26 protein-coding genes are annotated in these 25,631 nt (G+C 71.7%); 14 read left to right on the top strand and 12 right to left on the bottom strand.

Going from position 1 to position 25,631, the window contains the following annotated elements:
- Positions 1-48: 48 nt before the first annotated feature.
- Positions 49-336 (bottom strand): ferredoxin, encoded by a 288-nt coding sequence (locus CW359_RS24330; RefSeq protein ID WP_105972238.1) that lies wholly within the window; start codon positions 334-336, stop codon positions 49-51.
- A gap of 231 nt (positions 337-567) precedes the next feature.
- Here CW359_RS24330 and CW359_RS24325 point away from each other — a divergent pair, with 231 nt between their 5' ends.
- A complete protein-coding gene (locus tag CW359_RS24325) occupies positions 568-2,151 on the top strand; it encodes an MFS transporter (protein WP_105972237.1) in 1,584 nt (527 codons plus the stop codon).
- 72 nt (positions 2,152-2,223) lie between these two features.
- A complete protein-coding gene (locus CW359_RS24320; RefSeq protein WP_232838567.1) occupies positions 2,224-3,234 on the top strand; it encodes an NAD(P)/FAD-dependent oxidoreductase in 1,011 nt (336 codons plus the stop codon).
- 49 nt (positions 3,235-3,283) lie between these two features.
- Here CW359_RS24320 and CW359_RS24315 read toward each other — a convergent pair whose 3' ends face one another.
- Together CW359_RS24315 and CW359_RS24310 are read right to left on the bottom strand one after the other, a co-directional pair.
- Positions 3,284-4,873, bottom strand: coding sequence for an FAD-dependent oxidoreductase (locus tag CW359_RS24315; RefSeq protein ID WP_105972236.1), 1,590 nt, complete (start codon positions 4,871-4,873; stop codon positions 3,284-3,286).
- Positions 4,870-5,403 (bottom strand): VOC family protein, encoded by a 534-nt coding sequence (locus CW359_RS24310; RefSeq protein WP_105972235.1) that lies wholly within the window; start codon positions 5,401-5,403, stop codon positions 4,870-4,872. The genes CW359_RS24315 and CW359_RS24310 overlap by 4 nt, the downstream gene beginning before the upstream one ends.
- Before the next feature lie 303 nt (positions 5,404-5,706).
- Between CW359_RS24310 and CW359_RS24305 the strand changes: the two genes are divergently transcribed.
- From CW359_RS24305 to cpt, 5 genes are all read left to right on the top strand, one after another.
- On the top strand, positions 5,707-6,102 hold the full coding sequence (locus CW359_RS24305) for a DUF86 domain-containing protein (RefSeq protein ID WP_232838566.1): 396 nt from the start codon (positions 5,707-5,709) through the stop codon (positions 6,100-6,102).
- 22 nt (positions 6,103-6,124) lie between these two features.
- The gene (locus CW359_RS24300) at positions 6,125-6,826 is read left to right on the top strand and encodes a class I SAM-dependent methyltransferase (RefSeq protein ID WP_105972233.1); all 702 of its coding nucleotides are present in this window, start codon (positions 6,125-6,127) and stop codon (positions 6,824-6,826) included.
- A gap of 84 nt (positions 6,827-6,910) precedes the next feature.
- Positions 6,911-7,492, top strand: coding sequence for a carboxymuconolactone decarboxylase family protein (locus CW359_RS24295; protein WP_105972232.1), 582 nt, complete (start codon positions 6,911-6,913; stop codon positions 7,490-7,492).
- Positions 7,489-8,355: an RNA polymerase sigma-70 factor gene (locus CW359_RS24290; protein WP_105972231.1), complete on the top strand. Its 867-nt coding sequence runs from the start codon at positions 7,489-7,491 to the stop codon at positions 8,353-8,355. Before CW359_RS24295 ends, CW359_RS24290 begins: the two co-directional genes overlap by 4 nt.
- A gap of 86 nt (positions 8,356-8,441) precedes the next feature.
- On the top strand, positions 8,442-9,056 hold the full coding sequence (cpt, locus tag CW359_RS24285) for a chloramphenicol phosphotransferase CPT (RefSeq protein ID WP_105972230.1): 615 nt from the start codon (positions 8,442-8,444) through the stop codon (positions 9,054-9,056).
- On the opposite strand, the gene CW359_RS47150 is transcribed toward cpt, so the two are convergent.
- From CW359_RS47150 to CW359_RS24270, 3 genes are all read right to left on the bottom strand, one after another.
- Positions 9,019-9,576 (bottom strand): hypothetical protein, encoded by a 558-nt coding sequence (locus tag CW359_RS47150; protein WP_105972229.1) that lies wholly within the window; start codon positions 9,574-9,576, stop codon positions 9,019-9,021. The two genes, cpt and CW359_RS47150, sit on opposite strands and share 38 nt — an antisense overlap.
- 120 nt (positions 9,577-9,696) lie before the next feature.
- Complete coding sequence (locus CW359_RS24275) at positions 9,697-11,901, bottom strand: glycoside hydrolase family 3 N-terminal domain-containing protein (RefSeq protein ID WP_198655371.1); 2,205 nt, start codon at positions 11,899-11,901, stop codon at positions 9,697-9,699.
- An 86-nt stretch (positions 11,902-11,987) separates the two neighbouring features.
- Positions 11,988-13,100, bottom strand: a complete 1,113-nt coding sequence (locus CW359_RS24270) for a BadF/BadG/BcrA/BcrD ATPase family protein (RefSeq protein WP_105972227.1) — start codon at positions 13,098-13,100, stop codon at positions 11,988-11,990.
- A gap of 97 nt (positions 13,101-13,197) precedes the next feature.
- Here CW359_RS24270 and CW359_RS24265 point away from each other — a divergent pair, with 97 nt between their 5' ends.
- Complete coding sequence (locus CW359_RS24265; protein WP_105972226.1) at positions 13,198-14,433, top strand: glycoside hydrolase 5 family protein; 1,236 nt, start codon at positions 13,198-13,200, stop codon at positions 14,431-14,433.
- 126 nt (positions 14,434-14,559) lie between these two features.
- Here CW359_RS24265 and nagZ read toward each other — a convergent pair whose 3' ends face one another.
- On the bottom strand, positions 14,560-16,050 hold the full coding sequence (nagZ, locus tag CW359_RS24260; protein WP_105972225.1) for a beta-N-acetylhexosaminidase: 1,491 nt from the start codon (positions 16,048-16,050) through the stop codon (positions 14,560-14,562).
- 202 nt (positions 16,051-16,252) lie between these two features.
- Between nagZ and CW359_RS24255 the strand changes: the two genes are divergently transcribed.
- From CW359_RS24255 to CW359_RS24245, 3 genes are all read left to right on the top strand, one after another.
- The gene (locus tag CW359_RS24255; protein ID WP_105972224.1) at positions 16,253-17,620 is read left to right on the top strand and encodes a histidine-type phosphatase; all 1,368 of its coding nucleotides are present in this window, start codon (positions 16,253-16,255) and stop codon (positions 17,618-17,620) included.
- A 71-nt stretch (positions 17,621-17,691) separates the two neighbouring features.
- Complete coding sequence (locus tag CW359_RS24250; RefSeq protein ID WP_105972223.1) at positions 17,692-18,117, top strand: DUF6153 family protein; 426 nt, start codon at positions 17,692-17,694, stop codon at positions 18,115-18,117.
- Between the two features lie 58 nt (positions 18,118-18,175).
- On the top strand, positions 18,176-18,724 hold the full coding sequence (locus tag CW359_RS24245) for a DUF305 domain-containing protein (RefSeq protein WP_105972222.1): 549 nt from the start codon (positions 18,176-18,178) through the stop codon (positions 18,722-18,724).
- Positions 18,725-18,936: 212 nt separating this feature from the next.
- Here the strand turns inward: CW359_RS24245 and CW359_RS24240 are convergent, their stop codons facing one another.
- Genes CW359_RS24240 through CW359_RS24225 form a run of 4 tightly spaced genes read right to left on the bottom strand, consistent with a single transcriptional unit; the run spans position 18,937 to position 22,850 of the window.
- Positions 18,937-20,337, bottom strand: coding sequence for a HAMP domain-containing sensor histidine kinase (locus tag CW359_RS24240; RefSeq protein ID WP_105972221.1), 1,401 nt, complete (start codon positions 20,335-20,337; stop codon positions 18,937-18,939).
- Positions 20,338-21,072 (bottom strand): response regulator transcription factor, encoded by a 735-nt coding sequence (locus tag CW359_RS24235; protein ID WP_105972220.1) that lies wholly within the window; start codon positions 21,070-21,072, stop codon positions 20,338-20,340.
- Positions 21,073-21,126: 54 nt separating this feature from the next.
- On the bottom strand, positions 21,127-21,723 hold the full coding sequence (locus tag CW359_RS24230) for an FMN reductase (RefSeq protein WP_105972219.1): 597 nt from the start codon (positions 21,721-21,723) through the stop codon (positions 21,127-21,129).
- A complete protein-coding gene (locus CW359_RS24225) occupies positions 21,720-22,850 on the bottom strand; it encodes an LLM class flavin-dependent oxidoreductase (RefSeq protein ID WP_105972218.1) in 1,131 nt (376 codons plus the stop codon). Before CW359_RS24225 ends, CW359_RS24230 begins: the two co-directional genes overlap by 4 nt.
- 148 nt (positions 22,851-22,998) lie before the next feature.
- On the opposite strand from CW359_RS24225, the gene CW359_RS24220 reads away from it, so the two are divergent.
- Entirely contained in the window at positions 22,999-23,760 is a 762-nt protein-coding gene (locus tag CW359_RS24220; protein ID WP_198655366.1) for an SDR family oxidoreductase, read from the top strand.
- Positions 23,761-23,782: 22 nt separating this feature from the next.
- On the opposite strand, the gene CW359_RS24215 is transcribed toward CW359_RS24220, so the two are convergent.
- The gene (locus CW359_RS24215) at positions 23,783-24,211 is read right to left on the bottom strand and encodes a hypothetical protein (RefSeq protein ID WP_105972334.1); all 429 of its coding nucleotides are present in this window, start codon (positions 24,209-24,211) and stop codon (positions 23,783-23,785) included.
- Between the two features lie 158 nt (positions 24,212-24,369).
- On the opposite strand from CW359_RS24215, the gene CW359_RS24210 reads away from it, so the two are divergent.
- Together CW359_RS24210 and CW359_RS24205 are read left to right on the top strand one after the other, a co-directional pair.
- The gene (locus tag CW359_RS24210; RefSeq protein ID WP_105972217.1) at positions 24,370-24,705 is read left to right on the top strand and encodes a YnfA family protein; all 336 of its coding nucleotides are present in this window, start codon (positions 24,370-24,372) and stop codon (positions 24,703-24,705) included.
- 123 nt (positions 24,706-24,828) lie between these two features.
- Positions 24,829-25,611 (top strand): SDR family NAD(P)-dependent oxidoreductase, encoded by a 783-nt coding sequence (locus CW359_RS24205; protein ID WP_105972216.1) that lies wholly within the window; start codon positions 24,829-24,831, stop codon positions 25,609-25,611.
- The last annotated feature ends 20 nt before the right edge of the window (positions 25,612-25,631 follow it).

Genomic DNA, 25,631 nt, shown 5'->3' with positions numbered 1-25,631 from the left:
TCACTCCTTCGTGAGGTCAGGCACTCATGACGTCAGGCACTCATGAGGTCAGGCCGCGTCGGGGCCCGCGATCTCGACCCCGTCGGAACTCCGCACCACGTGGATGCAGTTGCCCGGGCATCCGTCGGCGGCGTCGATCACGTCCAGGCGCAGCTTCTCCGGCACGTCGGTCTGCGAGCCCTCCGCCATCAGCAGTTCCCCGTCGGCGTCCTTGACGTAGGCCAGCCCGTCGCCGCCGAACTCGAAGACATCGGGCGCGTACTGGGTGCACAGGCCGTCCCCGGTGCACAGCTTCTGATCGATCCACACCCGTACGTCATCTGAGTCATCGCTCATGAGACTTCGGCCTCCTCCTCCGCGGCACGCTCCGGTGTCGCCGTCGGTCGCCACCGCAGCGGGGCTGAAAACGACTCTCCCCGGGGGGTCTCCGGCCGTCCACCGACCGTCCCACCAAGCGGAATCCGCGCTCACGGAGGGCATCGATCGCGCCATACGCTCGACCGGCCGCTCCCCCTCCCCCCTCTCCCCCTCTCCCCGCAATCCCCCCTTTCCCGCCGGAGGATTCCAATGACGGCAATACCTCACGCAGCGAACGGAAACGGACCCGCGAACGGCCCCACAGGTGGACCGCCGAACGGCCCGGGCTGGACCCCACGGCTCGTCTGGTCGACGGTCTTCCTGGCGATGGTCCTGGAGGCGCTGGCCCTCGGCGCGTCCATGGTCGCGATCGGACTCCCCAGCATCCTCAAGGAGTTCCCGACGACCCAGGGCGGCTGGCTGACCACCGTCTACTTCCTCGCCGGGGCCGTCTGCGCCCCGCTGCTCGGCAAGGCGGCCGACCTCTACGGCAAACGACGGGTACTGCTCTTCACCATGCTCGTGTCGGGCGTAGGCGCCGTCGTCTGCGCACTCGCCCCCAGCTTCGCCGTCATGGTGGTCGGCCGGACGCTCCAGGGCCCGATCCTGGCGACGATCTCGCTGATCCCGTCCCTCGTCCGGGACGTCTATCCGCCCCGGCAGGCCGCCTTCGCCGCCAGCATCACCATCACCGGCATGGGCGCGCTCTCGCTCTTCTCGCCCCTCCTCATCGGGTGGCTCATCGAGAACGTGGGCTTCCGGGGGATGTTCTGGTTCGACGCGGTCTGGACGTTCGGGCTGTGCGCGGCGATACGGCTGACCACGGCGGAGTCGACCCTGCGCCGCACCGCCCGCCCGGACGTCCTCGGCGCCACCCTGCTGGCCGCCGGTGTCCTCGGCGTGCTGCTCTACGTCAGCTGGGGCAACTCCTGGGGCTGGACAGCGAGTTCCGGCGTAGCCCTCCTGGTCGCCGGGCTCGTACTGCTCACGCTCTTCTTCTGGCGAGCGCGCCGGACGCCGGAGCCGATCGTCAACCTCTCCCTCTTCCGCCGGAAACAGCTCCTGTACGTCTCTGTCGCGGGCGCGACCGCGTACGCCATCTCCGCGTGCGTCTTCCAGATCATCCCCATGATGGCGATGACCCCACGGGTGGCCGGCCAGACGTACGGGCTCGGCCTGACCACCCTGGGATACGCCTCCCTGGAGACCCCGAAGGCACTGGCGACCGTCGCCTGCGGTCTGCTGGTCGGCTACCTGGCCGCCCGTGGCCGCAACCCCCGGCTCTTCATGACGCTCGGCCTCGGCGCGTGGGCGATCGGCACGACACTGCTCGCCTTCCGCAACGACACCTTCGGCGAACTCGTCGTCTGTGCGCTGATCGTGGGGGTCGGCGGCGGTCTTACGACGGCTGCCGTGCCCGGTCTCGTGATGCGCGCGACGCCCGTCGGCGACCAGGGCTCGACCGCCGGCACCGTCCAGCTGACCCAGACCGGCTTCTCGGCGGTCCTGCCCGTCGTGATGTTCGCGGTGCTGACTCCGTACGCCACGCTCGTGCCCGGGGGCGGGGTGATCTACGCGGAGGACGGTTTCCGCAAGTGGCTGCTCATCTCGTCCGCGCTGGCGGTCGGGGTGCTCGTGATCGTGGTGACGCTGCTGCGGGAGCGGCGCGAGGAGGCGGTGGAGGAGTTCACGGTCGAGGCGCGCGTCCCGGTCACGGTGTCCGCCGGGGACGGGGACGGGGTCGGGGCGATGACGAACCCGTCCGCCCCGCCGGTCGTAACACCCAAGAACTGAAAGCCGGTTGACGCGGCGCCCCGCCCGTACCGACGGGCGGGGCGCGCACCACACCCACAAGGAGGTCGGCCCGTGGCCGAGACAGCGACCACAGTGACCGCAGCGACCGCTGTGACCACAGACATCCTCGTCGTCGGCGCCGGGCCGGTCGGGCTCTTCGGCGCCTACTGCGCGGGCTTCCGCGAGCTGCGGACCGTCCTGGTCGACGCGTTGCCGCAGGTCGGCGGCCAGATCACCGCGCTGTACCCGGAGAAGGAGATACGTGACATCGCGGCCGTCCCCGGCGCGCGCGGCCGTGATGTCGTCGCCGCCCTCAAGGCCCAGGCCGACGCCTTCGACCCGGTCTACCTGCTCGGCCGGCAGGCCGTCGAGCTGGCCCGCTCGCCCGACGGGCGCCCGCAGGTCACCCTCTCCGACGGCACCGTGGTCGACGCGGGCGCGGTCGTCCTGACCGCAGGGATCGGCGCGTTCACCGCACGTACCCTCCCGGCCGGGGAGGAGTTCCTCGGCCGTGGACTGAGCTACTTCGTCCCCGCCCCGGACGACCACGCCGACCAGGACGTCCTCGTCGTCGGCGGCGGGGACAGCGCGGTCGACTGGGCGCTCGCGCTCCACCCGATCGCCCGCTCGGTGACCCTCGTACACCGGCGCGGTACGTTCCGGGCGCACGCGGCGAGCGTGCGCGAGGTGCGTGAACGCGGCGTCGAGATCGTCACCGAGGCCCAGGTCGAGGCCCTGCTCGGCGACGAACGGCTGCGTCTGGCCCACCTCAGGGTCGACGGCGAGGACGAGGTGCGCGTGCTGAAGGTCGACGCGGTCGTGGCCGCCCTCGGCTTCATCAGCAACCTCGGCCCGCTCGCCGACTGGGGCGTGGAACTGGACCGGCGTTCGATCGTCGTCGACAGCAGGATGCGTACCGCCGTGGACCGGGTCTACGCCGCCGGGGACATCACCGCGTACCCCGGCAAGGTGAAGCTGATGTCGGTCGGCTTCGGGGAGGTGGCGACCGCCGTCAACAACGCGGCGGTCGCCCTGGATCCGGCGCAGTCCCTGTTCCCCGGCCACTCGACGGAGTCCGCCTGACCGGAGAACCTGCGCCGAGCGGCCCGCAGGAGACCGACCAACTAGCCGACTACCGGCCCCCGTCGGCCATGTCGAGCGCGGCGATATAGGAGAACGCCATCGACGAGCCGACCGGGGCGCCCGCGCCGGGATAGACCCGGCCGGACATCGGCGCCATCGTGTTCCCCGACGCGTACAGCCCGGCGATCACCGAACCGTCGGTCCGCAGGACACGCGCGTGGTCGTCCGTCCTGAGGCCCCCCTTGGTGCCCAGGTCGGACAGCACGATCGTCGCCGCGTAGAACGGCGGCTTGTCGATCACGCCGAGGCACGGATTGGGACCGTCGGTGTGCGCCCCCGCCATCCCCGTGATCATGAGGTCCCAGGGATCCTCGCCCCGCCCGAACTCCGCGTCCTTGCCCTCCCGGGCGTACCCGTTGAACCGCTCGACGCTCTCGGTCAACGCGCCTTCGGGTACGCCGATCAGCGCCGCCAACTCCTCAAGCGTCCCGGCCCGTTGCAGCACCCCCGCCTCGACGAACTCGTCGACGTCGAACCAGCCCGGGACCTGCGGCGCGACGGGCAGCCCCGCGAAGGCACGCTCGTTGTCGAGCTGGCGCTGGTCGAACACCCAGTGCGTGGGGATGTGTTGCACATCAGAGGCCCTCTGCGCTCGCAGCATCTCGTGACCGGCCCGGTCGTACGGCAGACGCTCGTTCATGTACCGCCGCCCGTCGGCGTTGACCCAAATGCCGCTCCACACCGATGTGTAGAAGACCGGACGCGTACGCGGTACGACGAGGCCGGGCGCGTACCAGGACTCGTCGAGCAGGTCGGTCGCGGCGCCGACGGCGATACCGGCGGTGAGCGCGTCGCCGGTGTTCCCCTCGCAGCCCTGGGTCCACTCGTCGTCGACCCCCGGCTGGAGCCGCTCCCGAAGGGTGCCGTTGCGCTCGTATCCGCCCGCCGCGAGGAGTACGCCCCGACCCGCGCGGAACGTCACCAACTCGCCCTCCCGCACCGCCTCCACCCCGACGACCGCGCCGTCCTCGACGAGGAGCCGCTCCAGCGCGGTGTTCGTCAGGACGGTGCCGTTGCCGGTCTCCGTGAACGCGAGGAGGGCGCGGGCGATGAGGGCCTGGCCGCCGACCAGCACCGTGCCGGGGTCGACACCCCAGCGCTCGGTCCACAGCGGCCTGCGCACCAGGGGCTCCAGGTCGCCGAGTTCGGCACGGTCGAGGTTCTGCGGGAAGACGGTCCGCCCCTGCGGCAGGCTTCCCGGACGCCCGGCGAAGTAGTCGGGCACGCCCTGCCAGACGAACCGGTCGAACCTTGGATTGGCCTCCAGTTCGTCGATCAGACGGGGCCCCGCCTGGAGGAACGCCTCCCGCACTGCGGCCGGCGAGTCGTCGCCGACGATCGCGTCGAGATAGGCGCGGGCGAGGTCGGGCCCGTCCTCGACACCGGCGCGCAGCTCGGCGGCGTTGCCGGGGAGCCAGATCCCGGCCCCGGAGTAGGCCGTCGTGCCGCCGACGTACTCCGTCTTCTCGATGACCAGCGTGCGCAGTCCGCGGGAGGCGGCGGCGTACGCGCCGACGAGCCCGGCGCCCGAGCCGACGACGATGACGTCGTAGGCGTCATCCGTTTCCTGGCCGCTCATGCCTGCGCCCCGTCCCGGACCGCGTCGGACGCGGCCTCCAGGTGGGCGAACCCCTGGGCGCTGGCCTCGTCCAGCTCCATGACCTCGACGAAGTGGCCCAGTTCGGCCGTCATGTCGAGGTACCCGAACCGGATGCCACCGCTGTCCCCGTACTGCTTCCAGGCCCTGCCGCTCGCGGCGACCACGGCGGACGCCTCGTCGAAGTCGTCGACGCGGAAGCCGAGATGGTGCAGTGTCGCGGGCTCTCCGGGCCGGATGGCACCCCGGTAGAGGCCGACGGCGCCACCGACCGGACGGATGATCTCCAGGTTGGTCGGACCGGCGTTGACGAGAGCGACGTCGATGACCCATTCATCGGCGGGCTCACCGTCCACCACCACGAAGGGCACCCTCGGCCCTCCGGGGTCACCCGGTGGCCGACCGCCGCCCAGGGAGGACTTGTAGTGCCGGACGCAGTCCACCGTCCCGAGCCTCGACTCCAGGTAGGACGCGGCGGCGTCGATGTCGTCGGTCACGTATCCGAGCTGCATGAAATTACGGAAGAGATCACTCAACGACCGCATTTCCGGACCCCCTTGTCCTGTGCCGCTGCTGTCCTGCGGCGCCCTCGCCGACCGGCACGCGAACCGACTCTTCACCCGGCCGTCCGGGTCGTCCACCGCGCGTCCCATCAGACGGGATCGACGATGCGCGGCTGCCGGACGACGCGCGACGATGCGCGGGTGACCCCGTCGAGCAATGGCAGGCCCGCGCCCGTGAAAGTGCCCGTGCCCGTGCCCGTGACTGTGTTTCCGCGCCTTGACCGGGCCGCGATCGAGCACAGGCTCATCACCATGCGCAGATCGGTCGATCACCTCGGCTCCTTCGGCCCGATGGACCGCGCGCGCCTGGATAGCGACCCGGCGGCCGGGCTCGTCGCCGAGCGGATCCTGGCCCTCCTCGCCGACCTGGCCGTCACGATCAACAGCCATGTCGCCACGGCGGTACTTGGCGAGGTCCCTGGTTCGCCCGCCGCCTCCTTCGGCGCGGCCGAACGGGCCGGGATGATCGACACGGAGCTGGCCGCAGCCCTCGTACCGCCGGAGGGCCCGCACAACGTCCTCGTCCAGCTGTACCTGGACACCGAACCCGAGGAGGTCGCGGCGATCGTGTCCGCCGCGCTTTCCGGATACGGGGAGTACGTACGGCAGGTGGCGGCCTGGACGACGCCCCAGGCCCCGGAGAGCTGACCCGCCCCCCTAAGGTCACCGCATGACCGACAAGGCCCCCGCTCCCGTCTCCCCCGCCTACCTCACCGCGATCCGCACCTCCTACGACACGGTCGCCGCCGACTACGTCCAACTAGTCATGAGCCCGGCGGAGTTGGACCCCCTGTCCCGCTCGATGCTGACGGCGTTCGCGGAGTCCGTACGGGCGGCAGGCCCCGGCCCGGTCGCGGACCTTGGCTGCGGCCCCGGCAGGGTGACCGCGCACTTGTCAGCCCTCGGGGTGCCCGTGTTCGGCGTGGACCTGTCCCCGAAGATGGTCGAGTCGGCGAGCCGGGCGCACCCGGACCTCGGCTTCACCGTGGGCTCGATGACAGCTCTCCCGATCCGCGACTCCGCACTCACCGGCGTCCTCGCCTACTACTCCACCCACCACACCCCACCGGACCAACTCCCCACCCTGTACGCCGAGTTCCACCGCACGCTCGCTCCCGGCGGCCTGCTGATGCTGGCCGGTCACGTGGCCGTCGACGAGCAACTGCACCTGCGCCCGACGCAGGCCTACGGCAGCCACCCCGTGTCCTACGAGACCCACCTGGTCCCCACCGAGCGCATCGCCGCACTCCTGGAGCGGGCCGGATTCGTCGTCACCGCGCGGCTGGTGCAGAAGCCCCACGAAGGAATGGACCCGAGGAGGGCCTTCGGCACCGTCCTGGCGCGGAAGCCCGAACCGCCCCTGCCCTCATAGCCGTTGTCACGTTCGCGAGCCGAGCGGTGTCTCCATGTCCAACAGGCCGACAGGCCAACTGGAGACAAGAACAAGGAGACCACCGTGACCCTGCGCATCCCCAAGGCCGAACTCCCCGCCGAGATCCGCGAGAGCCTGCTCAAGCAGTTCGGCGCCGTCCCCGAGCCCTTCGAAGTCACCGCGCACAACCCCAAGGTCGCCCAGGACTCCACGGACCTCGGGAGCAAGGTCGGTCAGTGGGACATGGCCGACGAGGGGCTCAAGATCTTCGCGCACATGGCCGTCGCCGCGCAGGTCGGCTGCAGTTGGTGCCTCGACATCAACTACTTCCAGGCGCTGCACAAGGACCTGGACCTGGCCAAGGCCAGCCAGGTGCCGCGCTGGCGCGAGTCGGAGGCGTTCACGCCGCTGGAGCGGGACGTGCTGGAGTACGCCGAGGCCATGACGAGCACGCCGCCCACCGTCACCGACGACCTGTACGCGAGCCTCCTCGACCGCCTCGGCCCGGCCGCGCTGGTCGAACTCACCGCCGCCATCGGCTTCGCCAACCTGTCCACCAGGAACAACACGGCGCACGGCATCACCTCCCAGGGCTTCTCCGACGCGTGCGGCATCCCACTCGCCGCAGGCACCCGGACGCCGGGCGCGACAACCACGGCGCCATGACCGACGACCCCTTCATCACCCACCGCAGCCTCCTCTTCACCGTCGCCTACGAACTGCTCGGCTCGGCCGCCGACGCCGAGGACGTACTGCAGGAGTCCTGGCTGCGGTGGTCCGGCGTGGACCGTTCGCAGGTGCGCGAGACACGCGCGTACCTCGTCCGGATCGTCACCCGGCAGGCCCTCAACCGGCTGCGCACGCTGTCCCGCAGCCGTGAGGAGTACGTCGGTGAGTGGCTGCCGGAGCCTCTGCTGACCAGCCCCGATGTCGCCGAGGACGTCGAACTCGCGGAGAGCGTGTCGATCGCGATGCTGACCGTCCTCGAAACCCTCGGGCCCACCGAGCGGGCCGTGTTCGTGCTGCGCGAGGTCTTCGCGATGCCGTACGGCGAGATCGGCGAGGCCATCGGGAAGTCCGCGGCGACGGTACGGCAGGTCGCGCGGCGGGCCCGTGAGCACGTGGCGGCCCGGCAGCCCCGGGTCCGGGTGAGCCGGTCCGAGCAGCGGGCCGTGGTCGAACGCTTCCTGCTCGCCCTGCGCACCGGGCAGTTGCAGGAGCTGCTGGAGGTCATGGCACCGGACGTCGTCCTCGTCGCCGACGGCGGCGGGATCGTCGCCGCCGTACTCGCGCCGATCCACGGCGCCGAACCCGTGGCGAGGCTGCTCACCCGCGCGAACCAGGTGGCCACCGCCTTCGAGATGTCGACCGTCTGGCTCAACGGCGCCCCCGCGGCCCGGATCGAGATCGACGGCGAACCGACCACGGTGAGCGTCGCGGTGGAGAACGGCCGGGTCACCCGCGTCTACGTCATGCGCAACCCCCGCAAGCTGACCCGGCTCGACGACCCGGCCGAACTCACGAGGTAGAGGAGGTAGAGGAAGTAGAGGAGGTAGAGGTAATTCGTTTCGTGCCGCGCCGAGAACCGCCCTACCTTGGCACGGTGACGACCCAGATGATCATTCTCAACGGTGGCTCCAGCTCGGGGAAGTCCGGGATCGTACGGTGCCTGCAAGCCGTCCTGCCCGAGCCGTGGCTGGCGTTCGGGTGCGACTCGTTCGTCGACGCCCTGCCCGCGAGGATGCGGGAGTCCGACGGCGACGGGATCGTGTTCGCGGCGGACGGCGGGGTGAGCCTCGGGGCGGACTTCCTCGCGCTGGAGGCGGCCTGGCGGGAGGGCGTCGCGGCGATGGTCCGGGCGGGCGCCCGGGTCGTCATCGACGACGTCCTCCTCGGCGGAGCCGCCTCCCAGCAGCGATGGCTGAAGGCCCTCCGCCAATCAGGCGAACCGGGGAAATCGGGAGAACCGGGTGACCTGGACGTGCTCTGGGTTGGCGTCCGCTGCGAGAGCACCGTCGCCGCCGGTCGCGAGGTCGCCCGGGGAGACCGGGTCCGTGGAATGGCCGTCGCGCAGGCGGAGTTGGTGCACGAGGGCGTGGTGTACGACCTGGAGGTCGACACGACCCGCACCGAGTCCCTGGAGTGCGCACGCACCATCGCCGCCCACGTCCACACCACCGCCCCGCCGGAAGCTACGCCTGTACGACGCGCTCCGCGATCCCCTTCTTGATGGTCACCTCGACCGTGAGGTTGCCGCCCTGTGCCGCCGCGTCCAGTTCGTCGGGGGTGCAGGCCTCCGCCGACTGGCTCTCGGGGTCGCCGCAGATGTCGCCGCCCCGGATGTCCGTGTCGACGGCGACGTAGAAGGGCCGGCCGCCGACCTCCAGCTTGCCCGGCGCCAGGTAGGTCAACGTGCCGGTGACCGTGCCGTCCACCCGGTTGTCGACGGTGGCCTGCTCGCCGCCGGAGGTGCCGACGGAGGCTTCCGGGGTGGACCCTTCCGGGGTGCCGGAGGAAGGCGTCTCCGAGCCGGAGTCACCGTTGGGGTCGGTGGTGGCCGCGATGCTGGCCTCCGCACTCACGGAAGCAGAAGCCGAAGCGGAAGCAGGGGTGGAAGCCGGGGTGGAACTGGCCGTCGGCTCCGGGCTGTCGGAGTCGCACGCGGTGAGGAAGAGTCCGGAGGCGAGCAGGAAACCGACCGCGGCGATCGTACGGGAGTGCGTGCGGGTGCGGGTGCGGCTGAAAGACATGTCAGGTTGCCCTCTCGGCGTCGTTCCTTGTGGATCTCAACCTGTTAAATGCCGTACGCCGCAAGCCGGTTCACCGACACCCCACCCTGTTGCACGCCCGAGATGAACCGCCGGGTTCTGTTACAGATCAAGGACGGCCGGTACGGAGTCCAGCGCCTCCCGAGCCGACTCCGCGACCCTGATCTCCACACTCCCCGGCAGCACCACGGTCGCCAAGTCGCCCCCGACCTGCGCGAGTTGCTCCTCCCCGAGGGCGAACACGACCGTACGCCGCTCCCCCGGAGCCAGCTCCACGGCCTGGAAGCCACGGAGTTCGAGAGTGCGCGGCCAGACGGACGTGCGCACCCGCCGCACGTACAGCTGGACGACCGAACGCCCCGCCCGTCCCCCGGTGTTGGTGACCTCCACCTCACAACTGCCGCCGCCAGGGCGGATGTTCGGAACGCCGTACTCGAAACTCGTGTAGGTCAGACCGTGCCCGAAGGAGTACAGCGGCTCGGCGTCCTCGTCGACGTACGTGCCGTACTCCGTGTCCTTGTGGTTGTAGTAGACGGGGAGTTGGGCCGCCGAGCGCGGGACCGAGACGGGGAGGCGGCCGGTCGGGGCGGTGTGGCCGAGGAGGATCTCGGCGATGGCCTCGCCGCCCCAGGGGCCCGGGTACCAGGCCGTCAGCAGGGCGGCCGTGTGGCCTGCCGCCTCCGGGACCGCGTGCGGGCGGCCCTGGATCAGGACGACGACCGTGGGTGTGCCGGTCGCGGTCACCGCGTCCAGCAGGGCGTGCTGGGCCCGGCCAAGGCGCAGGTCGGCGAGGTCGACGCCCTCGCCGCACGTCATCTCCGAAACCACCGCCCGCGCCGCGCCGTTGGCGTCGAACTCCGTGTCGGGCGTACGGGCGCTGCTGCCGCCCAGCACCAGCACGGCCAGGTCGGAGGCGGCTGCCGCAGCCACCGCCTCGGGGATGCCGGACAGGTCGTCGCCGGTGAGGGCACAGCCCTGGGCGTGCCGTATCTCCGTTCCCGGGAGGGCGAGTTCGCGGAGGGCGGCCAGAACGCCGGTCCCGGTGCCGGGGCGCTGCGGGGCGGTGTAGTCGCCGAGTTGGTGGGCCGTGGTGGCGGAGTGCGGGCCGAGGACGGCGATACGGGAGACCCGCGCCGGGTCGACGGGCAGGGCGCCGGCCCTGTTGTGGAGGAGGGTGACGGCCGAGCGGGCCAGGGCGGTGCTCAGGGAGCGGCCGGTCTCGGCCGACGGCAACTCGGTTGCTGGGCAAGGCCGTTCGAACAGGCCCAGGCGGAACTTCAGCGCCAGCACCCGGGACACGGCCGCGTCGACCACCGACTCCTTCACCAGCCCGCGTTCCACCGCCTCCTCCAGGTGCGTGAACCCCGCGTCCCACAGGCTCAGATCGATACCGGAGTCGAGCGCCAGCGCACCGGCGGAGACCTTGTCGCCGGTGATACGGGCGAGGCGGTCCACCGCCAGGCCGTCCGCCATGACCAGGCCCCGGAACCCCCAGCGGTCGCGCAACAGCCCGTTCAGCAGCGAGCCGTTGGCCGAACAGGGCAGGCCGTCCACCTCGTTGTACGCGGCCATGACCGCGGCGGCGCCCGCCCGTACACCGGCCCGGGCCGCCGGGAGGTGGATCTCGTGGAGTTCCCGGGGCCCCAGCTCCGACTCGGCGGAGTTCCGGCCGCCGACCGTGGCCCCCTGCCCCGCGAAGTGCTTGAGCACGACCGGGGCCTTGTCGGGCGCGAACTCCCCGTCCACTCCGGCGAGTTCACCCTGCATGCCGCGCACCAGCGCCTCCGTGAGGCGGGCGGCGAGATACGGGTCCTCCCCGAAGCACTCCTCCGTACGGCCCCAGCGGGGGTCGCGGGCGATGTCCAGTGCCGAGACCAGGGCCAAGTGGCCGCCCCGGGCCCGGAGTTCGGCGGCGGCGTGGGAGGCGGCCCGCTCGTAGAGGTCCGGGTCCCAGGTGGCGCCCACCGCGAGGTTGACGGGGAGGACCGTGCCGTCGAGGGCCATGAGACCGTGCGGCACCTCCTCGACGAACAGGGCGGGGATGCCCAGGCGGCTGCGTTCGAGGACGTGCCGCTGGACCAGGTCGGCCAGCAGCGGGCCCGCCTCCGCACCGGCGCCCGTGGCGTGGTCGACGCCGGACCAGGCGTCGGCGCGCAGCAGCCCGTACAGGGCGCCGAGGCCCTCGAAGCGGTCGGTCTCGTCGTACAGGGCCCGCGTCAGCTCGAACTCCCCGTCCGGGCGACGACGGTAGGCGTCCCAGCCGTACATCCGCTGGTTGAGCTGGCCGACCTTCTCGCGCAGGGTCATCCGGGCGAGGAGGTCGGCGACACGGGCGTCGACCGGGGCGGCTGGGTCCCGGTAGAGGGGCTGAGGGCGGGGATGGGGGGTCACTGTCACTGGTCCTTCTCCGGGTGCGTGCCTGGGACGGCGTCGGCGTCGGCGTCATGGAGGAGGCGGGCCAGGGCCACCGCGCCCCGGCTGCCGTCGGGGACCCAGTGCGCCGTCAGGCCGAGGGCGTTGAGGTGCCGGTCCAGGGGCACGGTCAGCGGGCCGTCCGGACCGAGCAGCCCGCCGGTCGCGACCACGGCCTCCCCCGGCCTCGGCTCCAACGCCCGTACGCAGTCGGCGAGATGACCGGCGGCCTCGTCGAGGATCGCCCCCGCGAGCGCGTCCCCCGCCCGGGCCGCCCCGGCGACCAGCGGGGCGAACCTGGCCAGCCGGACCGGCGGTTCGCCCATGACGGCGGGCAGGACGTACCGGCGATAGGCCTCGCGTGCGGCCCGGGACCAGGGCAGACGAGCGCCGCTCTCACCCTCGTACGAGAGAACCGCCTCCGGCAGAACCTCCTCCAGCACCCCCAACTCCCGCCCCACCAGCGCCGCCAGAGCCGTGTCGTCACCCCGTCGGTCCGCCATGCGGAGCGCGACCCGGACCGCCTCCCGTCCGATCCAGAAGCCGCCGCCGTCGTCGCCGAGGAGCCAGCCGTCGCCGCCGACGGTCTTCTCGCAGCGGCGGGCGGTGATCCGCATCGCGACGGCGCCCGTGCCCGCGACGAGGGCCAGACCGTCCGCCGGGGCGTCCGGCGCGGCGGCGAAGGCGGCCTCGATGTCGCTGCAGATCCGGATGCCACGCGGGGGAATGCCCAGTCGGCGCAGCGCCTCCGTCAGTGCCGTGCGGGCGTTGACGCGGCCGGGTTCGTCGGCCGTACCGGCGGCGCCCGCGAAGCCGCCCGCGACGGCGGTGACCCTGGGCCGGTCCGACACCGGAACAGCCTGGGCGATGGCCTCGACGAGATGCTCGGTGAGCTGCGGTACGGGCACGGTCAGGGCGTTGCCCGGCCCGGCGACGCCCTCGCCGAGGGGGCGCCCGTCGGCGGCGGACGCCAGCACCGCGCGCGTACGGGTGCCACCGGCGTCGAGCCCGACGACGAGGGCGTCGCCCACAGAAGGAGCGCCCTCGCCACAGTCGGAATCCCGAACCGAATCCTGGTTCAATTCATTGCTCATCGCGCACTATGGTGGTTCATACATTCGCCGAGGACAAGACCCGACTCGCGGCCCGGCGCAGTCACGCACGTCCGAGCAGGACGTCCGAGGAGGACCCGTGAGCACACCCCCCGCCCCCAGTTCCGCCCCTCGCTTCGGCGTCAACTACACGCCGCGCCGGGGCTGGTTCCACTCCTGGTACGACTTCGACCCGGCGCTGGCCCGCGAGGACCTCGACCAGATCGCCGGGCTTGGCCTGGACCACGTACGGATCTTCCCGCTCTGGCCGCTGCTCCAGCCGAACCGCACGCTGATCCGCGCCTCGGCCGTCGACCAGGTGGCGCAACTGGTGGACGTGGCGGCGGAGGCGGGCCTCGACGTCATGGTGGACGGCGTGCAGGGCCATCTCTCCAGCTTCGACTTCTACCCGGAGTGGACCCGCAGCTGGCACCACCGCAACGTCTTCACGGACCCGGAGGCGATCGAGGCGCAGGCCACCCTCCTGCGCACCCTCGGCAGCGCCCTCACCGGCCGCCCCAACCTCCTCGGCCTCCAGCTCGGCAACGAGCTGAACAACCTGGTCGAACACAACCCCGTGACCGTGGCAGACATCGACCACTACCTGGACACCCTGCTGGCAGCGGCCCGCGCGGGACTCGGAACGACAGGTCTCGCGACGCACTCCGCGTACGACGCCGCCTGGTACAGCGACGACCACCCCTTCACCCCGGAGGCCTCGGCCCGCAAGGGCGATCTGACGACCGTCCACCCCTGGGTGTTCTCGGCCGACTGCGCCCGCCGCTACGGCCCCCGCTCCCCGCAGGTCCGCCATCTCGCGGAGTACGGCGTCGAGTTGGCCACCGCGTACGCCGAGGACGCCGCCCGGCCCGTCTGGGTCCAGGAGACCGGCGCCCCCGAACCGCACATCCCGGCGGCCGACGCCCCCGACTTCGCCCGCGCGACCGTACGCAACGCCGCCGAGTGCGCCAACCTGTACGGCGTCACCTGGTGGTGCTCCCACGACGTGGACCGTTCCCTCGCGGACTTCCCCGAACTGGAGTACACGCTCGGCCTGTTCGACTCCACCGGCCGCCCGAAGCCGATCGCCGAGGCCCTCGCGGAGACGGTCGCCGACCTGCGCACCACACCGCCCTCGCCGGAGCCCCGTACGACCGCCCTGGTCCTGGACTGCACCCCGGGGAACCGTTCGATTTCCGGCCCCGGCGGCGCGTACTTCGAGGCGTGGACGCGACTGCGGGCGGAGGGCGTGCGCCCGGCGGTCGTACTGGCGGAACGGGCCGAGGACGAGGGGTACTTGGCGGCGCGGGGCATCAAGGAAGTCGTACAGCCCTGACGAACGGGCGGCGGGCCCGCGTTCTCAGGGGCGCGGGGTACTGCGCGAAGAGCCCCACCGGGCCCGCAGCCTCACTCCGCGCCCCCGCCGACACATCACCCGGCCCCACACACCCCAGCCGACACCTCACACAGCGCTCCCGGCAACGCCCCCCACCAGCACCTCGGCCAGCGCCCGCAGATTGACCTTGCCGCGCCCGTACGAACACAGCGCGCCGCCCTCCGGCAGTCCCGTGTCGACGCGGACCGCGTCCGCGCGCCCCGCGACCAGCGCCGCGCGCAGCTCCGCCTGCCAGGGAGACAGCCCGGCGTCCGACGTGGCGACGACCAGCGGCGCCCCGGCTGCCCGGCGCAGCACGCCCGCGACCAGGGCCTCCTGGTCCACCGGCGCCTCGTTCAGCACGACGCCCACAGCCGTGGGGTCGAGGGCGCGCACCTCGCTGAGCAGATCCTCGCCGCCCCAGTTCAGGGCGGGGTGCGGCGGCGGGAACAGATCGACGACGTAGGCACCCGGGCCCGGCGCCGGAGAGAAGCCCCCTCCTCCCGCACCCCGCACGGCCCGCCGGGCCGCGTCGAGCCCGGCCTCCGAGTCCCACCCCTCCCCCGCGCCCTCCGCCACGGCCCCCGCGTACCGCTCCGCCAGCTTCCGGACCCGCCCCGCCGCCTCCCGTACCCGCTCCTCCGAGAGCAGGCCCTCGTGCAGCGCGTCGATCACCGCGTCCCGGCAGGCCAGGGTGGTCGCCAGGTCCGGTACGGCCACGATCACCTGGTCGGCGCCCGCGGCGAGGGCGAGCCGGGCGCCGGCGGCCTCGCCGTACCGGTCGGCTATCGCCTTCATCTCCAGGGCGTCAGTGACGAGCACTCCTTCGAAACCGAGGTCGTGCCGGAGCAGGTCGTTCAGAATGCGGCGGCTGAGTGTCGCCGGGCGCTCGGGGTCGAGGGCCGGGTACACCACGTGCGCGCTCATCAGCATCGGTACGCCCGCCGTCACCGACGCCCGGAACGGCTCGACGTCGGCGCGGATCTCGTCGTACGACCGCGGGTCGACCGCCATCTCGTGGTGGCTGTCGGTCACCGTGCCGCCGTGGCCCGGGAAGTGCTTGGCGCAGGAGGCGACCCCGCGGGCCTCGGTCGCCGTGATCCAGGCGCGGAGGTGCCGGGAGGCGAGTTCCGGGTCGGCGCCGAAGGAGCGGGTGCGGACGATCGGGTTGTCGGGGTGATGCTGGAGGTCGGCCACGGGGGCGTACGAGACGGTGATGCCGAGCGAGACGAGGTGCCCGGCGAGGGCGTCGGCGCAGCGGGCGGTGAGGTCCGGGTCGTCGACGACGCCGAGGGCGTAGGAGCCGGGGACCTCGGGGGCGCCCGCGGCGACGAGATGGCCGATTCCGCCCCCCTCGTTGTCGATGGCGACGAGGAGGTCGGGGCGCAGGGCGCGCAGTTCGTCGGTGAGGCGGCGGACCTGGTCGGCGTCGCGCACGTTGCGGGTGAAGAGGATGACGCCGCCGAGGCCGCGGTCGATGAGCCCCTTGAGGGTGTGCGGGACGCCGTCGGTGCCGTCGAATCCGGCGACGAGGCACCGGTGGACGGCTTCGTCGAGGGAGTACTCATGCTGCTGCATCGGGCGCCTCTGGGGTCTCACGGGGGTCTCACGAACAGGACTCGGACTGGACTTAGATGATAGAAGTCACCAATTCTTCAACACAAGGTGAATCAATCAACCAGAACTCTCCGTGGCCATTTGCCCCGCACATGCCCATTACGCCCCGCCCCCGCCATTCCGTGGTCGCCCCCGGTTCATCCGGGCCGCACACGATGCGCGCATGAAACGCGCCACCCTCGTCCTCGCCGCCGCACCTCTGTGCGCCCTGCTGGCAGCCACCGCGCTGCCCGCGCACGCAGCGGAGCGCTCCACCACCGCCGACAGCTACGGCACCAAGGGCTCCTACGCCCCCCAGCAGAACCTCCGCACCTACCAGAAGCCCCCGAAGGGCTTCGTCCCGGTGTTCACGGAGAACGTCTCCCGGCACGGCTCCCGCGCCGCGACCGACAGCTCGGACGGCGACCTGATCCTCAAGCTGTGGGACCAGGCCGAGAGCGAGCGGCAGCTGACCGCGCGCGGCAAGGAGTTCGGGCCGAAGGTGCGGGCCCTGCTCGCCGCCATGTCGAAGGTCGGCTACGGCAACCTCAGCGGACGCGGCAAGAGCGAGATCGCGGGCACGGCCGTACGGCTGGAGCAGCGGCTGCCGGGGCTCTTCGACAGCATCGCCGCGAAGGGCGAGAAGATCGACGTCGTCAGCTCGGGCCAGGGCCGGGCCGTCGACAGCGGCCAGCTCTTCGCGGACACCCTCGCGGCCGGCGACCCGGCGCTCAAGCCGCTCATCGGCACGCCCCGCACGGACAAGGACCTGCTCTACTTCCACAAGGCCGCCGGCGGTGCCGCCTACCGCGACTACATCGCGAACGACACGCGTCTCGCGGCGACCCTCAAGTCGATCACCGACCAGCCGGCCACCCACCGCGCGGCCTCGGACGTACTGCGGAAGATCTTCACGCGGTCGTTCACGCAACGCATAGTCGACGGCGAGTTCGCGACCACCGCCGGCAGCGCGGTGGACGCGGCCGAGGCGGTCTACAACCTGTACGGGATCGCCCCCGCGATGAGCGCCGAGAGCCCCGGCGGCAAGGGCTGGGAGATGAACCGGTACATCTCGCAGCACGACGCCGCGTGGTTCGGGTACCTGAGCGACGCCGAGGACTTCTACGAGAAGGGTCCCGGCTTCGCCGACAGCGACATCACGTACAAGATGGCGAACGTCCTGCTCGACGACTTCTTCAAGAAGGCGGAGGGGGCGGAGAGCGGCACCGACACCCTCGGCGCCGAACTGCGCTTCACGCACGCCGAGGAGATCATCCCGCTGGCCGCCCTGATGGGCCTGCCGGGCAGCACGCAGGGGGTGACGGCGGCGAAGCCGTACACGTACGCGAGCAACCCGTGGCGGGGCGCGGCCGTGGCGCCGATGGCCTCGAACATCCAGTGGGACGTCTTCCGCAAGGGCGACACCACGCTCGTACGCATGCTCTACAACGAGAAGGAGACGGCCTTCAAGGCGGGCTGCCGTCCGGTGTCCAAGGGCAGCAAGTTCTACGACCTGGATGAGCTGGAGCGCTGCTTCGGCCGTACCTCCTGACGTACGGCCGAGAGGGTACGAATATACGGGTACCCGGTATCCGTATGCTTCCGCCGGGCTAACATGGCCGGGTGACAGCCCGCCCACAGCGAACGCGCCGACCACGACGCCCGCACCCACCGCACTGGTGGGCGCGTGCGTGCGTCGTGCTGGGGCTGCTGGCGGGCGTACTGGCGATGCACGGCCTGGGGCCGGGCGGCGGGACGACGGACAGCGCCCATCACGGCCACCGGGCCCAGGCGATGACCATGCGGCAGGCGGGACCGGCCGAGGAGTCGGTCTGCCACGGCGGCGACTCGCACGGCGGTCACAGCGCGCACGCCGACGCGACCTGCGCGTCCGGCGCGGTCCCGGCGGGCCACACCTTCCCCGCGCTCACCCCCGACCCGTCCGGCGCCCCGAACCCGGCCGCCTACGCGGCCCACTCCCTTCCCCGGTCCCCCGAGGGCGCCCGGGCACCACCGTCCCTGGCGGAACTCCAACTCCTGCGGATCTAGAGGCACAGGCCCCACCTCGCCTCGGTTCCATTCCCTTCCCCACAGCAGGAGTTCCAGCATGCGCACAACCCGCAAGACCGTCATCGTCCTGGCCACGACGGCCGCGCTGGCCCTCACGGCGTGCGGCGCCGAGAAGAGCACCGGTACCGCCACCGAGGACCACAACGCCCAGGACGTCACCTTCGCGCAGGGCATGATCCCCCACCACAAGGGCGCCCTGGAGATGGCGGAGGAGGCGACGGCCAAGGCCTCGTCCCCCGAGGTCAAGTCCCTGGCGGCCCGCATCGAGAAGGCCCAGACAGCGGAGATCGCGAAGATGACCGCCTGGCTGAAGAGCTGGGACGAGAAGGTCCCGACGTCGACGGAGTCGATGCCCGGCATGGAGTCGATGGAGGCGATGCCGGAGATGAACCACGGTTCGGCGGCGGAGGACTTCGACAAGGCGTTCCTGGCGATGATGATCGAGCACCACAAGGGCGCCGTGAAGATGGCCACGACAGAGAAGACCAAGGGCGCCTACGCCCCCGCGACCGCCATGGCCGACGACGTCATCCGCACCCAGAACGCGGAAATCACCGAGATGACCAGCCTCCTCACCAACAGCTGACCCGCCTCACGCAGCGTCCCCGCGCCCCCGCCCACCCAGGGGCGCGGGGCTGTATCCAATTTGCGGCTCCGCCGCGTGGGCGCGACCAGCCACAACGCACCCGCACCCAAAACGCACCCCCGCACCCCCACCCACCCAGGGGCGCGGGGAACTGCGCGACCAGCCCCCACCGGCCGCAAGCCGACAACGCACCCCGCACCCCCTACCACCCCTCACTCCCCACCCCCCAAAGTGAACCCGACAACCGCCCCACCCCCCTCCCGCCGATTGGCGAACGGCGCTCCCCCATGCGCAAGAGCCACCTCCCGCACGATCGACAACCCCAGCCCCGACCCCGGCAGGCTACGAGCGTCAGCAGCCCGATAGAACCGGTCGAACAACCGCAGCAGATCCCCCTCCGCGACCCCCGGCCCCCGGTCGAGCACCTCCACCCGAATCACCCCCTGCCGCACCCGCTCCACCCCGGTGACCGCGATCTCGATCGGCGCGGTACCCCCCCGATCGAACTTCGCCGCGTTCTCGACAAGGTTGGAGATCGCCCGCTGCAGCGCGGCCGGACGCGCGTCGGCGACCGTGTCGCCGCTGACCCGCACGACCACCTCCCGCCCCGTACGCCGCCGAGCCACCACCGCCACCTCGTCCGCGATGTCCGCGATGTCGAGCCGCTGCTTGGGCTCGGTGTCGGACTGGCCGGCCGCGAGGTCGACCAACTCGTTGACCAGGTCGGTGAGTTCGCGTGCTTCGAGGGCAAGGTCGGAGACCAGGTCCTCCCGGGTCGCGGGCGGCAGTTCGTCGATGCGGCGCAACAGGGAGATGTTGGTACGGAGGGAGGTGAGCGGCGTACGCAGCTCGTGCCCCGCGTCCTGGACGAGCCTGCGCTGGTCGTCCTCCGACTGCGCGAGCCGGCCGAGCATGCGGTCGAAGGACCGCCCGAGGCGGCCCACCTCGTCGGACCCGGTGACCGGCACCTGGATGCCGAGCCGACGGGTCCGGGCGACGTCCTCCGCGGCGGACGCGAGGATGCGCAGCCGGTGTGTGATCCGCCGGGCCAGCCACCACCCGAACAGCCCGGCGGCGACGACGACCGCCGCCATCATCAGGATCGTCCGCTGCTGCAGCTCCCGGAGCAGATCCTCTGTATCGCTGAACTCCTGCGCGACCTGCACAGCCCCCCTGCCGTCCCCAAGGGCGACGGTGGCGATGCGGTAGACGTCGGCTCCGACCTCGACGTCCTTGTGCTGTAAGGCGAGCCCGGGGACCGGGGACCCGGCGATCTCCCGGTCCTCGGCGGTGACCGGCAGCCCCGGGCTGCCCTTGTCGAGCACCTCGCCGCCCGGCCCCAGCACCTGCACGTCGGTACGGCTCGGCCGGACGATGTCGTGCCCCGGCTCGGACGACGAGAAGTCCTGCGGGGTCATCGTGTTGTGCCGGACCTCGTCCTGAAGGTCCTGCACGACCTCGGCGAAGGCGGACTGCTGGTCGACCCGGACGAGCCGGGCGGCGGCGTCGTACGAAAGGAAGCCGACCAGGACCGTCACCCCGGCCGCGACTGCGGCGAAGGACACGGCGAAGGTGGTCCGGAGCGAGGCCAGTCCCGCCCTCCGCAGGGTCACTCAGTCCTCCCGGAGGACGTAACCCACGCCCCGCACCGTGTGGATCAGCTGCGAGGCGCCCGGCTCGTCGAGCTTGCGGCGCAGGTAACCGACGTACACGGCGAGGTTCTTGGAGCCGGGGCCGAAGTCGTAGCCCCAGATACGGTCGTAGATCGTGGAGTGGTCGAGCACGATGCCGGCGTTGCGGACGAGCAGCTCCAGCAGCTCGAACTCGGTCCGGGTCAGCTCCAGCTCCCGTGCCCCGCGCCACACCCGCCGCGCCTGGAGGTCCATCCGCAGCCCGGCGGCGGTGAGCTGCCGCTCGGGAACGGCGGGTTCCTTCGGTGCGGGTGATGTGCGTACGCCGACGGGAGCGACGCCCTTGGGCAGGCTCTCGCCGGTGCCCGTGCGGCGCAGGAGCGCCCGCAGCCGGGCGAAGACCTCCTCGACGTCGAACGGCTTGACGACGTAGTCGTCGGCGCCCGCGTCGAGGCCGGCGATCCGGTCGGCGGTCTCCACCAGCGCGGTGAGCATCAGGATCGGCGTACGGTCCCCCTCGGCGCGCAGCACCCGGCAGACCTGGAGTCCGTCGATGCCGGGCATCATCACGTCCAGGACGAGGATGTCCGGCGGGGTGCGATGCGCCTGGGCGAGCGCCTCGACCCCGTCGGCGACCGCGGTGACCCGGTAGCCCTCCAGGGTCAGGGCCCGCTCCAGGGCATGTCGGATGGCACGGTCGTCCTCGGCGAGCAGCACAGTTTGGGACACCCGCCCAGTGTGCCAAGGGGGGCTCTTACTCGCCTCTCACTCTCAGCCCCGCAGGGCGTTCAGCTGCTGCTCGAACGGGACCACCTCGAACCCGCCCACCACCTGCTTCGGTACCGGCCGCTGTCCGGACAGCCCCGACATCAGGGCCGTCAGCTCCCCCGCGGCCCGCTCGACCCGCTCGGGCAGCCCCTCCGCACCCCAGTCCTCGGAGGCGGCGTAGACGGCCGTCGGCACGACCACGGCCCGCAGATAGGCGAACAACGGCCGCATCGCGTGCTCCAGCACCAGCGAGTGCCGGGCGGACCCACCGGTCGCGGCGACGAGCACCGGCTTCCCGACGAGCGCGTCCTTCTCCAGTACGTCGAAGAACGACTTGAACAGCCCGCTGTACGAGGCGGAGAACACCGGCGTGACGACGATCAGCCCGTCCGCCGCCGTCACCGCGTCCAGCGCGTCCGAGAGCTTGCGCCCCGGGAACCCGCTGGTGAAGTTGTGCGCGATCTCCACGGCGAGGTCGCGCAACTCGACGACCTGGACGTCCACCGGAGCCTGCGCGGCGACGGCAGCCGCCAGCCGGTCCCCCAGCAGCCGGGTGGACGACGGAACACTCAGCCCGGCCGAGACGACGACGAGCTTCATACGCCTGCCTCCTCCTTCTCCTGCTGCTCCTGCTGCCCCTGCTGGTCCTGCCGCTTGCGCGCGGCCGTCAGCAGGGAGGCGTGCGTGGGCGCGTCCGGCACGTCCGCCGGGCGACCCTTCGCGAACTCCTCGCGCAGCACCGGCACGACCTCCTCGCCGAGCATGTCGAGCTGCTCCAGGACCGTCTTGAGCGGCAGCCCCGCGTGGTCGATCAGGAACAGCTGGCGCTGGTAGTCACCGGCGTACTCCCGGAAGGCCAGCGTCTTCTCGATGACCTGCTGCGGGGACCCGACGGTCAGCGGGGTCTGGTCGGTGAAGTCCTCCAGGGACGGCCCGTGTCCGTACACCGGCGCGACGTCGAAGTACGGCCGGAACTCCCGTACCGCGTCCTGCGAGTTCTTCCGCATGAACACGTGCCCGCCCAGCCCGACGATCGCCTGCTCGGCCGTCCCGTGCCCGTAGTGGGCGTACCGGGAGCGGTACAGCTCGATCATCTGCCTGGTGTGGTCGGCCGGCCAGAAGATGTTGTTGTGGAAGAAGCCGTCGCCGTAGTAGGCGGCCTGCTCGGCGATCTCGGGCGAGCGGATGGAGCCGTGCCAGACGAACGGCGGTACGTCGTCCAGCGGGCGGGGCGTCGACGTGAACCCCTGCAACGGCGTCCGGAACTTCCCCTCCCAGTTGACGACGTCCTCGCGCCACAGGCGGCGCAGCAGGGCGTAGTTCTCGACGGCGAGGTTGATGCCCTGCCGGATGTCCTGCCCGAACCACGGGTACACCGGGCCGGTGTTGCCGCGTCCCATCATCAGGTCGACGCGCCCGTCGGCCAGGTGCTGGAGCATCGCGAAGTCCTCCGCGATCTTCACCGGGTCGTTGGTGGTGATGAGGGTGGTGGAGGTGGAGAGGACCAGCTTCTCGGTCTGCGCGGCGATGTACCCGAGCATGGTGGTCGGGGACGAGGGCACGAAGGGCGGGTTGTGGTGCTCACCCGTGGCGAACACGTCAAGGCCGACCTCCTCGGCCTTGAGCGCGATGGCGACCATGGCCTTGATGCGCTCGCGCTCGGTCGGCGTACGTCCCGTGGTCGGGTCCGGTGTGACATCGCCGACGCTGAAGATCCCGAACTGCATGGTCGCTCATCCTCCAGGTTGTTAACTCTTCAACTATAGCGTCCGAGTGCGACAACCGCGCCCCCTCCAGAGGTATTCCACAGGCATTCCGTGCCGTGCTACAAAGCGATGGAGGATAATTTCCATCTCACGAGAATGAGGTTCTCAAATGGCTCGAACGGGCGCGCTGAGAACTGTGGTGGTCGGGGCGTCGAGCGGCCTGGGCCGTAGCGCGGGGATCGACCTGGGCAGCCGGGGCAACCGCGTCGCCCTGCTCGCCCGCAGACACGACCGGCTGGCCGAGGCGGCGAAGGAGGCGGGCCCGGACGCGCTCGCCATCGCCTGCGACGTGACGGACGAGGAGTCCTGCCGGGCGGCGATGGCGGAGGCGGCGGCCGGACTGGGCGGCATCGACGCCCTCGTCTACACGACCGGCATCGGCCCCCTCGCCCCCGTCGAGAGGACCGACGCCGACACCTGGCGCCGGGTGATGGACACGAACGTCATCGGCGCCGCGCTCGTCACGAACGCCGCGCTCCCGCACCTCACGGAGTCCGCAGGCACCGCCGTCTACCTCTCCACGGTCGGCGCGTCGATCACGCCCGCCTGGCCGGGGTTCGCGGGCTACCACGTCAGCAAGGCGGCCCTGGAGAAGCTGGTGGAGGCGTACCGGGTCGAGCACCCGGAGGTGGGCTTCACCCGGTTCGTGGTCCGGGACTGCGGCGGCGGTGAGGGCGACTCCCGCACCGAGTTCAACAACGGCTGGGACATGACGTACGCGGCCGAGGTGGTGCCGGTCTGGCGGCAGCGCGGCTATCTGACCGGCGACCTGCTGGACGTGTCCGAGTTCCTGCACACGCTGGAGGCCGTACTGCGCTGCGGGGGCACGATCCCGGAGGTGACGGTGGCGCCCCGCGCCACCCAGAGGTAGCGCACGTCAGAAGTAGTACGGGTCAGAAGTAGTACGGGTCGCCGGTGTCGAGCACGAGAACACGCTGCCGGTCGTTCCGGTGATTGCGGTCCACGACCCCGCCGCTCCAGACCGTGCCGATCTCCAGCGTCACCTCGGAGGGCGCACCCCGGAGCCGCGCCCTGAGCCCGATCTGCTCGCCCACACCGTCGGCGGCCAGCGCCCCCGTACGGCACACCACCACCCGCGCTCCCAACCGCGCGCACCCGTCCGGCAGTTGCTGCCGGGCGGCCAGCGGAGCCGACCAGCTCAGCCGCACGGTCGCGTCGGCGACGGCGGACGGCCCGTGGTTGCGCGGGGTGACGCGCAGATCGATCCGCCCGCGGTCCAGCGAGACGGCCCCGTGGTAGGCGAGATCGGCCTCGGGGCCCCCGCTGTCGGCCCTGGCGAGCCCCGCACCCCCGACGACCATCGCACCCGCCACCAGCACCCGCGCCCACATCCTGGAACTCACGTCACCACTCCCAGCCCGGAAGACCATCACCGTCGTCGAAGCGATGTATCCCACCTGAGGCGCGCGACAGGCGCCCTCCAACAGGTGACGGTGAGCGGTCGTGCGAGGCTGCGGGCATGTCCTTCCTCCGCTCCGCAGCCCTGTTCGTCGTGGCCGCCCTGTTCGAGATCGGCGGCGCCTGGCTGGTCTGGCAGGGCGTACGGGAGCACCGCGGCCGGCTGTGGATCGGCGCGGGCGTACTGGCCCTGGGCGCGTACGGCTTCGTCGCGACCCTCCAGCCCGACGCGGAGTTCGGGCGCATCCTGGCCGCGTACGGCGGTGTCTTCGTCGCCGGTTCACTGGCCTGGGGCATGGCGGCGGACGGCTACCGCCCGGACCGCTGGGACGTGACGGGCGCGCTGATCTGCCTTGCGGGCATGGCGGTGATCATGTACGCCCCGAGAGGCGACTGAGCCCCGGGAAGGGCGCGGGCCCACCCTGCGGACACCTCAGGACCGGCCGCCCGGGCCGACCTATCCTGGGCAGCGCGAGCGAGCCCCCTCGTTCGCGCGACAACCAACCCGAGGAGCAGTGCCATGGCAACCGCCGCCGCCCCGTCCGCCGCCTCCCGCATCGCCGTCGTCACCGGCGCGAGCAGCGGAATCGGTGCCGCGACGGCCCGCCGGCTCGCCGCGGCCGGCTACCGGGTCGTCCTGACGGCCCGCCGCAAGGACCGGATCGAGGCGCTCGCCGAGGAGATCAACGCGACGGGCGGCCAGGCGACGGCGTACCCCCTGGACGTCACCGACCGCACGGCGGTGGACGAGTTCGCGAGCGCGTTCAAGACGATCGGCGTGCTGATCAACAACGCGGGCGGCGCACTGGGCGCCGACCCGATCGCGACGGGCGACCCGGCGGACTGGCGCCAGATGTACGAGACGAACGTCCTCGGCACCCTCAACCTCACCCAGGCCCTCCTCCCCGCCCTGACGGCCAGCGGCGACGGCACGATCGTGATCGTCTCGTCGACCGCGGGCCACGGCACGTACGAGGGCGGCGGCGGCTACGTGGCCGCCAAGCACGGCGCCCACGTCCTCGCGGAGACCCTGCGCCTGGAGATCGTGGGCACACCGGTCCGGGTGATCGAGATCGCCCCGGGCATGGTGAAGACGGACGAGTTCGCCCTGACCCGCTACTCCGGGGACACGGAGAAGGCGGCAAAGGTCTACGAGGGCGTGGCGGACCCCCTGACTGCGGACGACGTGGCCGACACGATCACCTGGACGGTGACCCGCCCGAGCCACGTCAACGTGGACCTCCTGGTCCTGCGCCCCCGCGCCCAGGCGTCGAACACGAAGGTGCACCGGGACGCCCTCTGAGTCCTCCGAGTGCTGCGAGT

It is taken from the genome of Streptomyces geranii (assembly GCF_002954775.1).
GTDB lineage: Bacteria > Actinomycetota > Actinomycetes > Streptomycetales > Streptomycetaceae > Streptomyces > Streptomyces geranii.
Note: the sequence above shows the minus strand (reverse complement) of the source record. Positions and strands in the feature narration are given on the sequence as shown.

Excerpts from the sequence above, each read along its gene's own strand:
- CW359_RS24315 (WP_105972236.1), bottom strand. The coding sequence starts at position 4,873 with ATGAGCGGCCAGGAAACGGATGACGCCTACGACGTCATCGTCGTCGGC.
- CW359_RS24325 (WP_105972237.1), top strand. The coding sequence starts at position 568 with ATGACGGCAATACCTCACGCAGCGAACGGAAACGGACCCGCGAACGGC.
- CW359_RS47150 (WP_105972229.1), bottom strand. The coding sequence starts at position 9,576 with ATGTCTTTCAGCCGCACCCGCACCCGCACGCACTCCCGTACGATCGCC.
- CW359_RS24275 (WP_198655371.1), bottom strand. The coding sequence starts at position 11,901 with ATGACCCTGCGCGAGAAGGTCGGCCAGCTCAACCAGCGGATGTACGGC.
- CW359_RS24220 (WP_198655366.1), top strand. The coding sequence starts at position 22,999 with ATGGCTCGAACGGGCGCGCTGAGAACTGTGGTGGTCGGGGCGTCGAGC.
- CW359_RS24310 (WP_105972235.1), bottom strand. The coding sequence starts at position 5,403 with ATGCAGCTCGGATACGTGACCGACGACATCGACGCCGCCGCGTCCTAC.
- CW359_RS24290 (WP_105972231.1), top strand. The coding sequence starts at position 7,489 with ATGACCGACGACCCCTTCATCACCCACCGCAGCCTCCTCTTCACCGTC.
- CW359_RS24245 (WP_105972222.1), top strand. The coding sequence starts at position 18,176 with ATGCGCACAACCCGCAAGACCGTCATCGTCCTGGCCACGACGGCCGCG.
- CW359_RS24305 (WP_232838566.1), top strand. The coding sequence starts at position 5,707 with ATGCGCAGATCGGTCGATCACCTCGGCTCCTTCGGCCCGATGGACCGC.
- CW359_RS24330 (WP_105972238.1), bottom strand. The coding sequence starts at position 336 with ATGAGCGATGACTCAGATGACGTACGGGTGTGGATCGATCAGAAGCTG.
- CW359_RS24230 (WP_105972219.1), bottom strand. The coding sequence starts at position 21,723 with ATGAAGCTCGTCGTCGTCTCGGCCGGGCTGAGTGTTCCGTCGTCCACC.
- CW359_RS24210 (WP_105972217.1), top strand. The coding sequence starts at position 24,370 with ATGTCCTTCCTCCGCTCCGCAGCCCTGTTCGTCGTGGCCGCCCTGTTC.
- CW359_RS24300 (WP_105972233.1), top strand. The coding sequence starts at position 6,125 with ATGACCGACAAGGCCCCCGCTCCCGTCTCCCCCGCCTACCTCACCGCG.
- CW359_RS24225 (WP_105972218.1), bottom strand. The coding sequence starts at position 22,850 with ATGCAGTTCGGGATCTTCAGCGTCGGCGATGTCACACCGGACCCGACC.
- CW359_RS24215 (WP_105972334.1), bottom strand. The coding sequence starts at position 24,211 with ATGGTCGTCGGGGGTGCGGGGCTCGCCAGGGCCGACAGCGGGGGCCCC.
- CW359_RS24255 (WP_105972224.1), top strand. The coding sequence starts at position 16,253 with ATGAAACGCGCCACCCTCGTCCTCGCCGCCGCACCTCTGTGCGCCCTG.
- cpt (WP_105972230.1), top strand. The coding sequence starts at position 8,442 with ATGATCATTCTCAACGGTGGCTCCAGCTCGGGGAAGTCCGGGATCGTA.
- nagZ (WP_105972225.1), bottom strand. The coding sequence starts at position 16,050 with ATGCAGCAGCATGAGTACTCCCTCGACGAAGCCGTCCACCGGTGCCTC.
- CW359_RS24205 (WP_105972216.1), top strand. The coding sequence starts at position 24,829 with ATGGCAACCGCCGCCGCCCCGTCCGCCGCCTCCCGCATCGCCGTCGTC.
- CW359_RS24270 (WP_105972227.1), bottom strand. The coding sequence starts at position 13,100 with ATGAGCAATGAATTGAACCAGGATTCGGTTCGGGATTCCGACTGTGGC.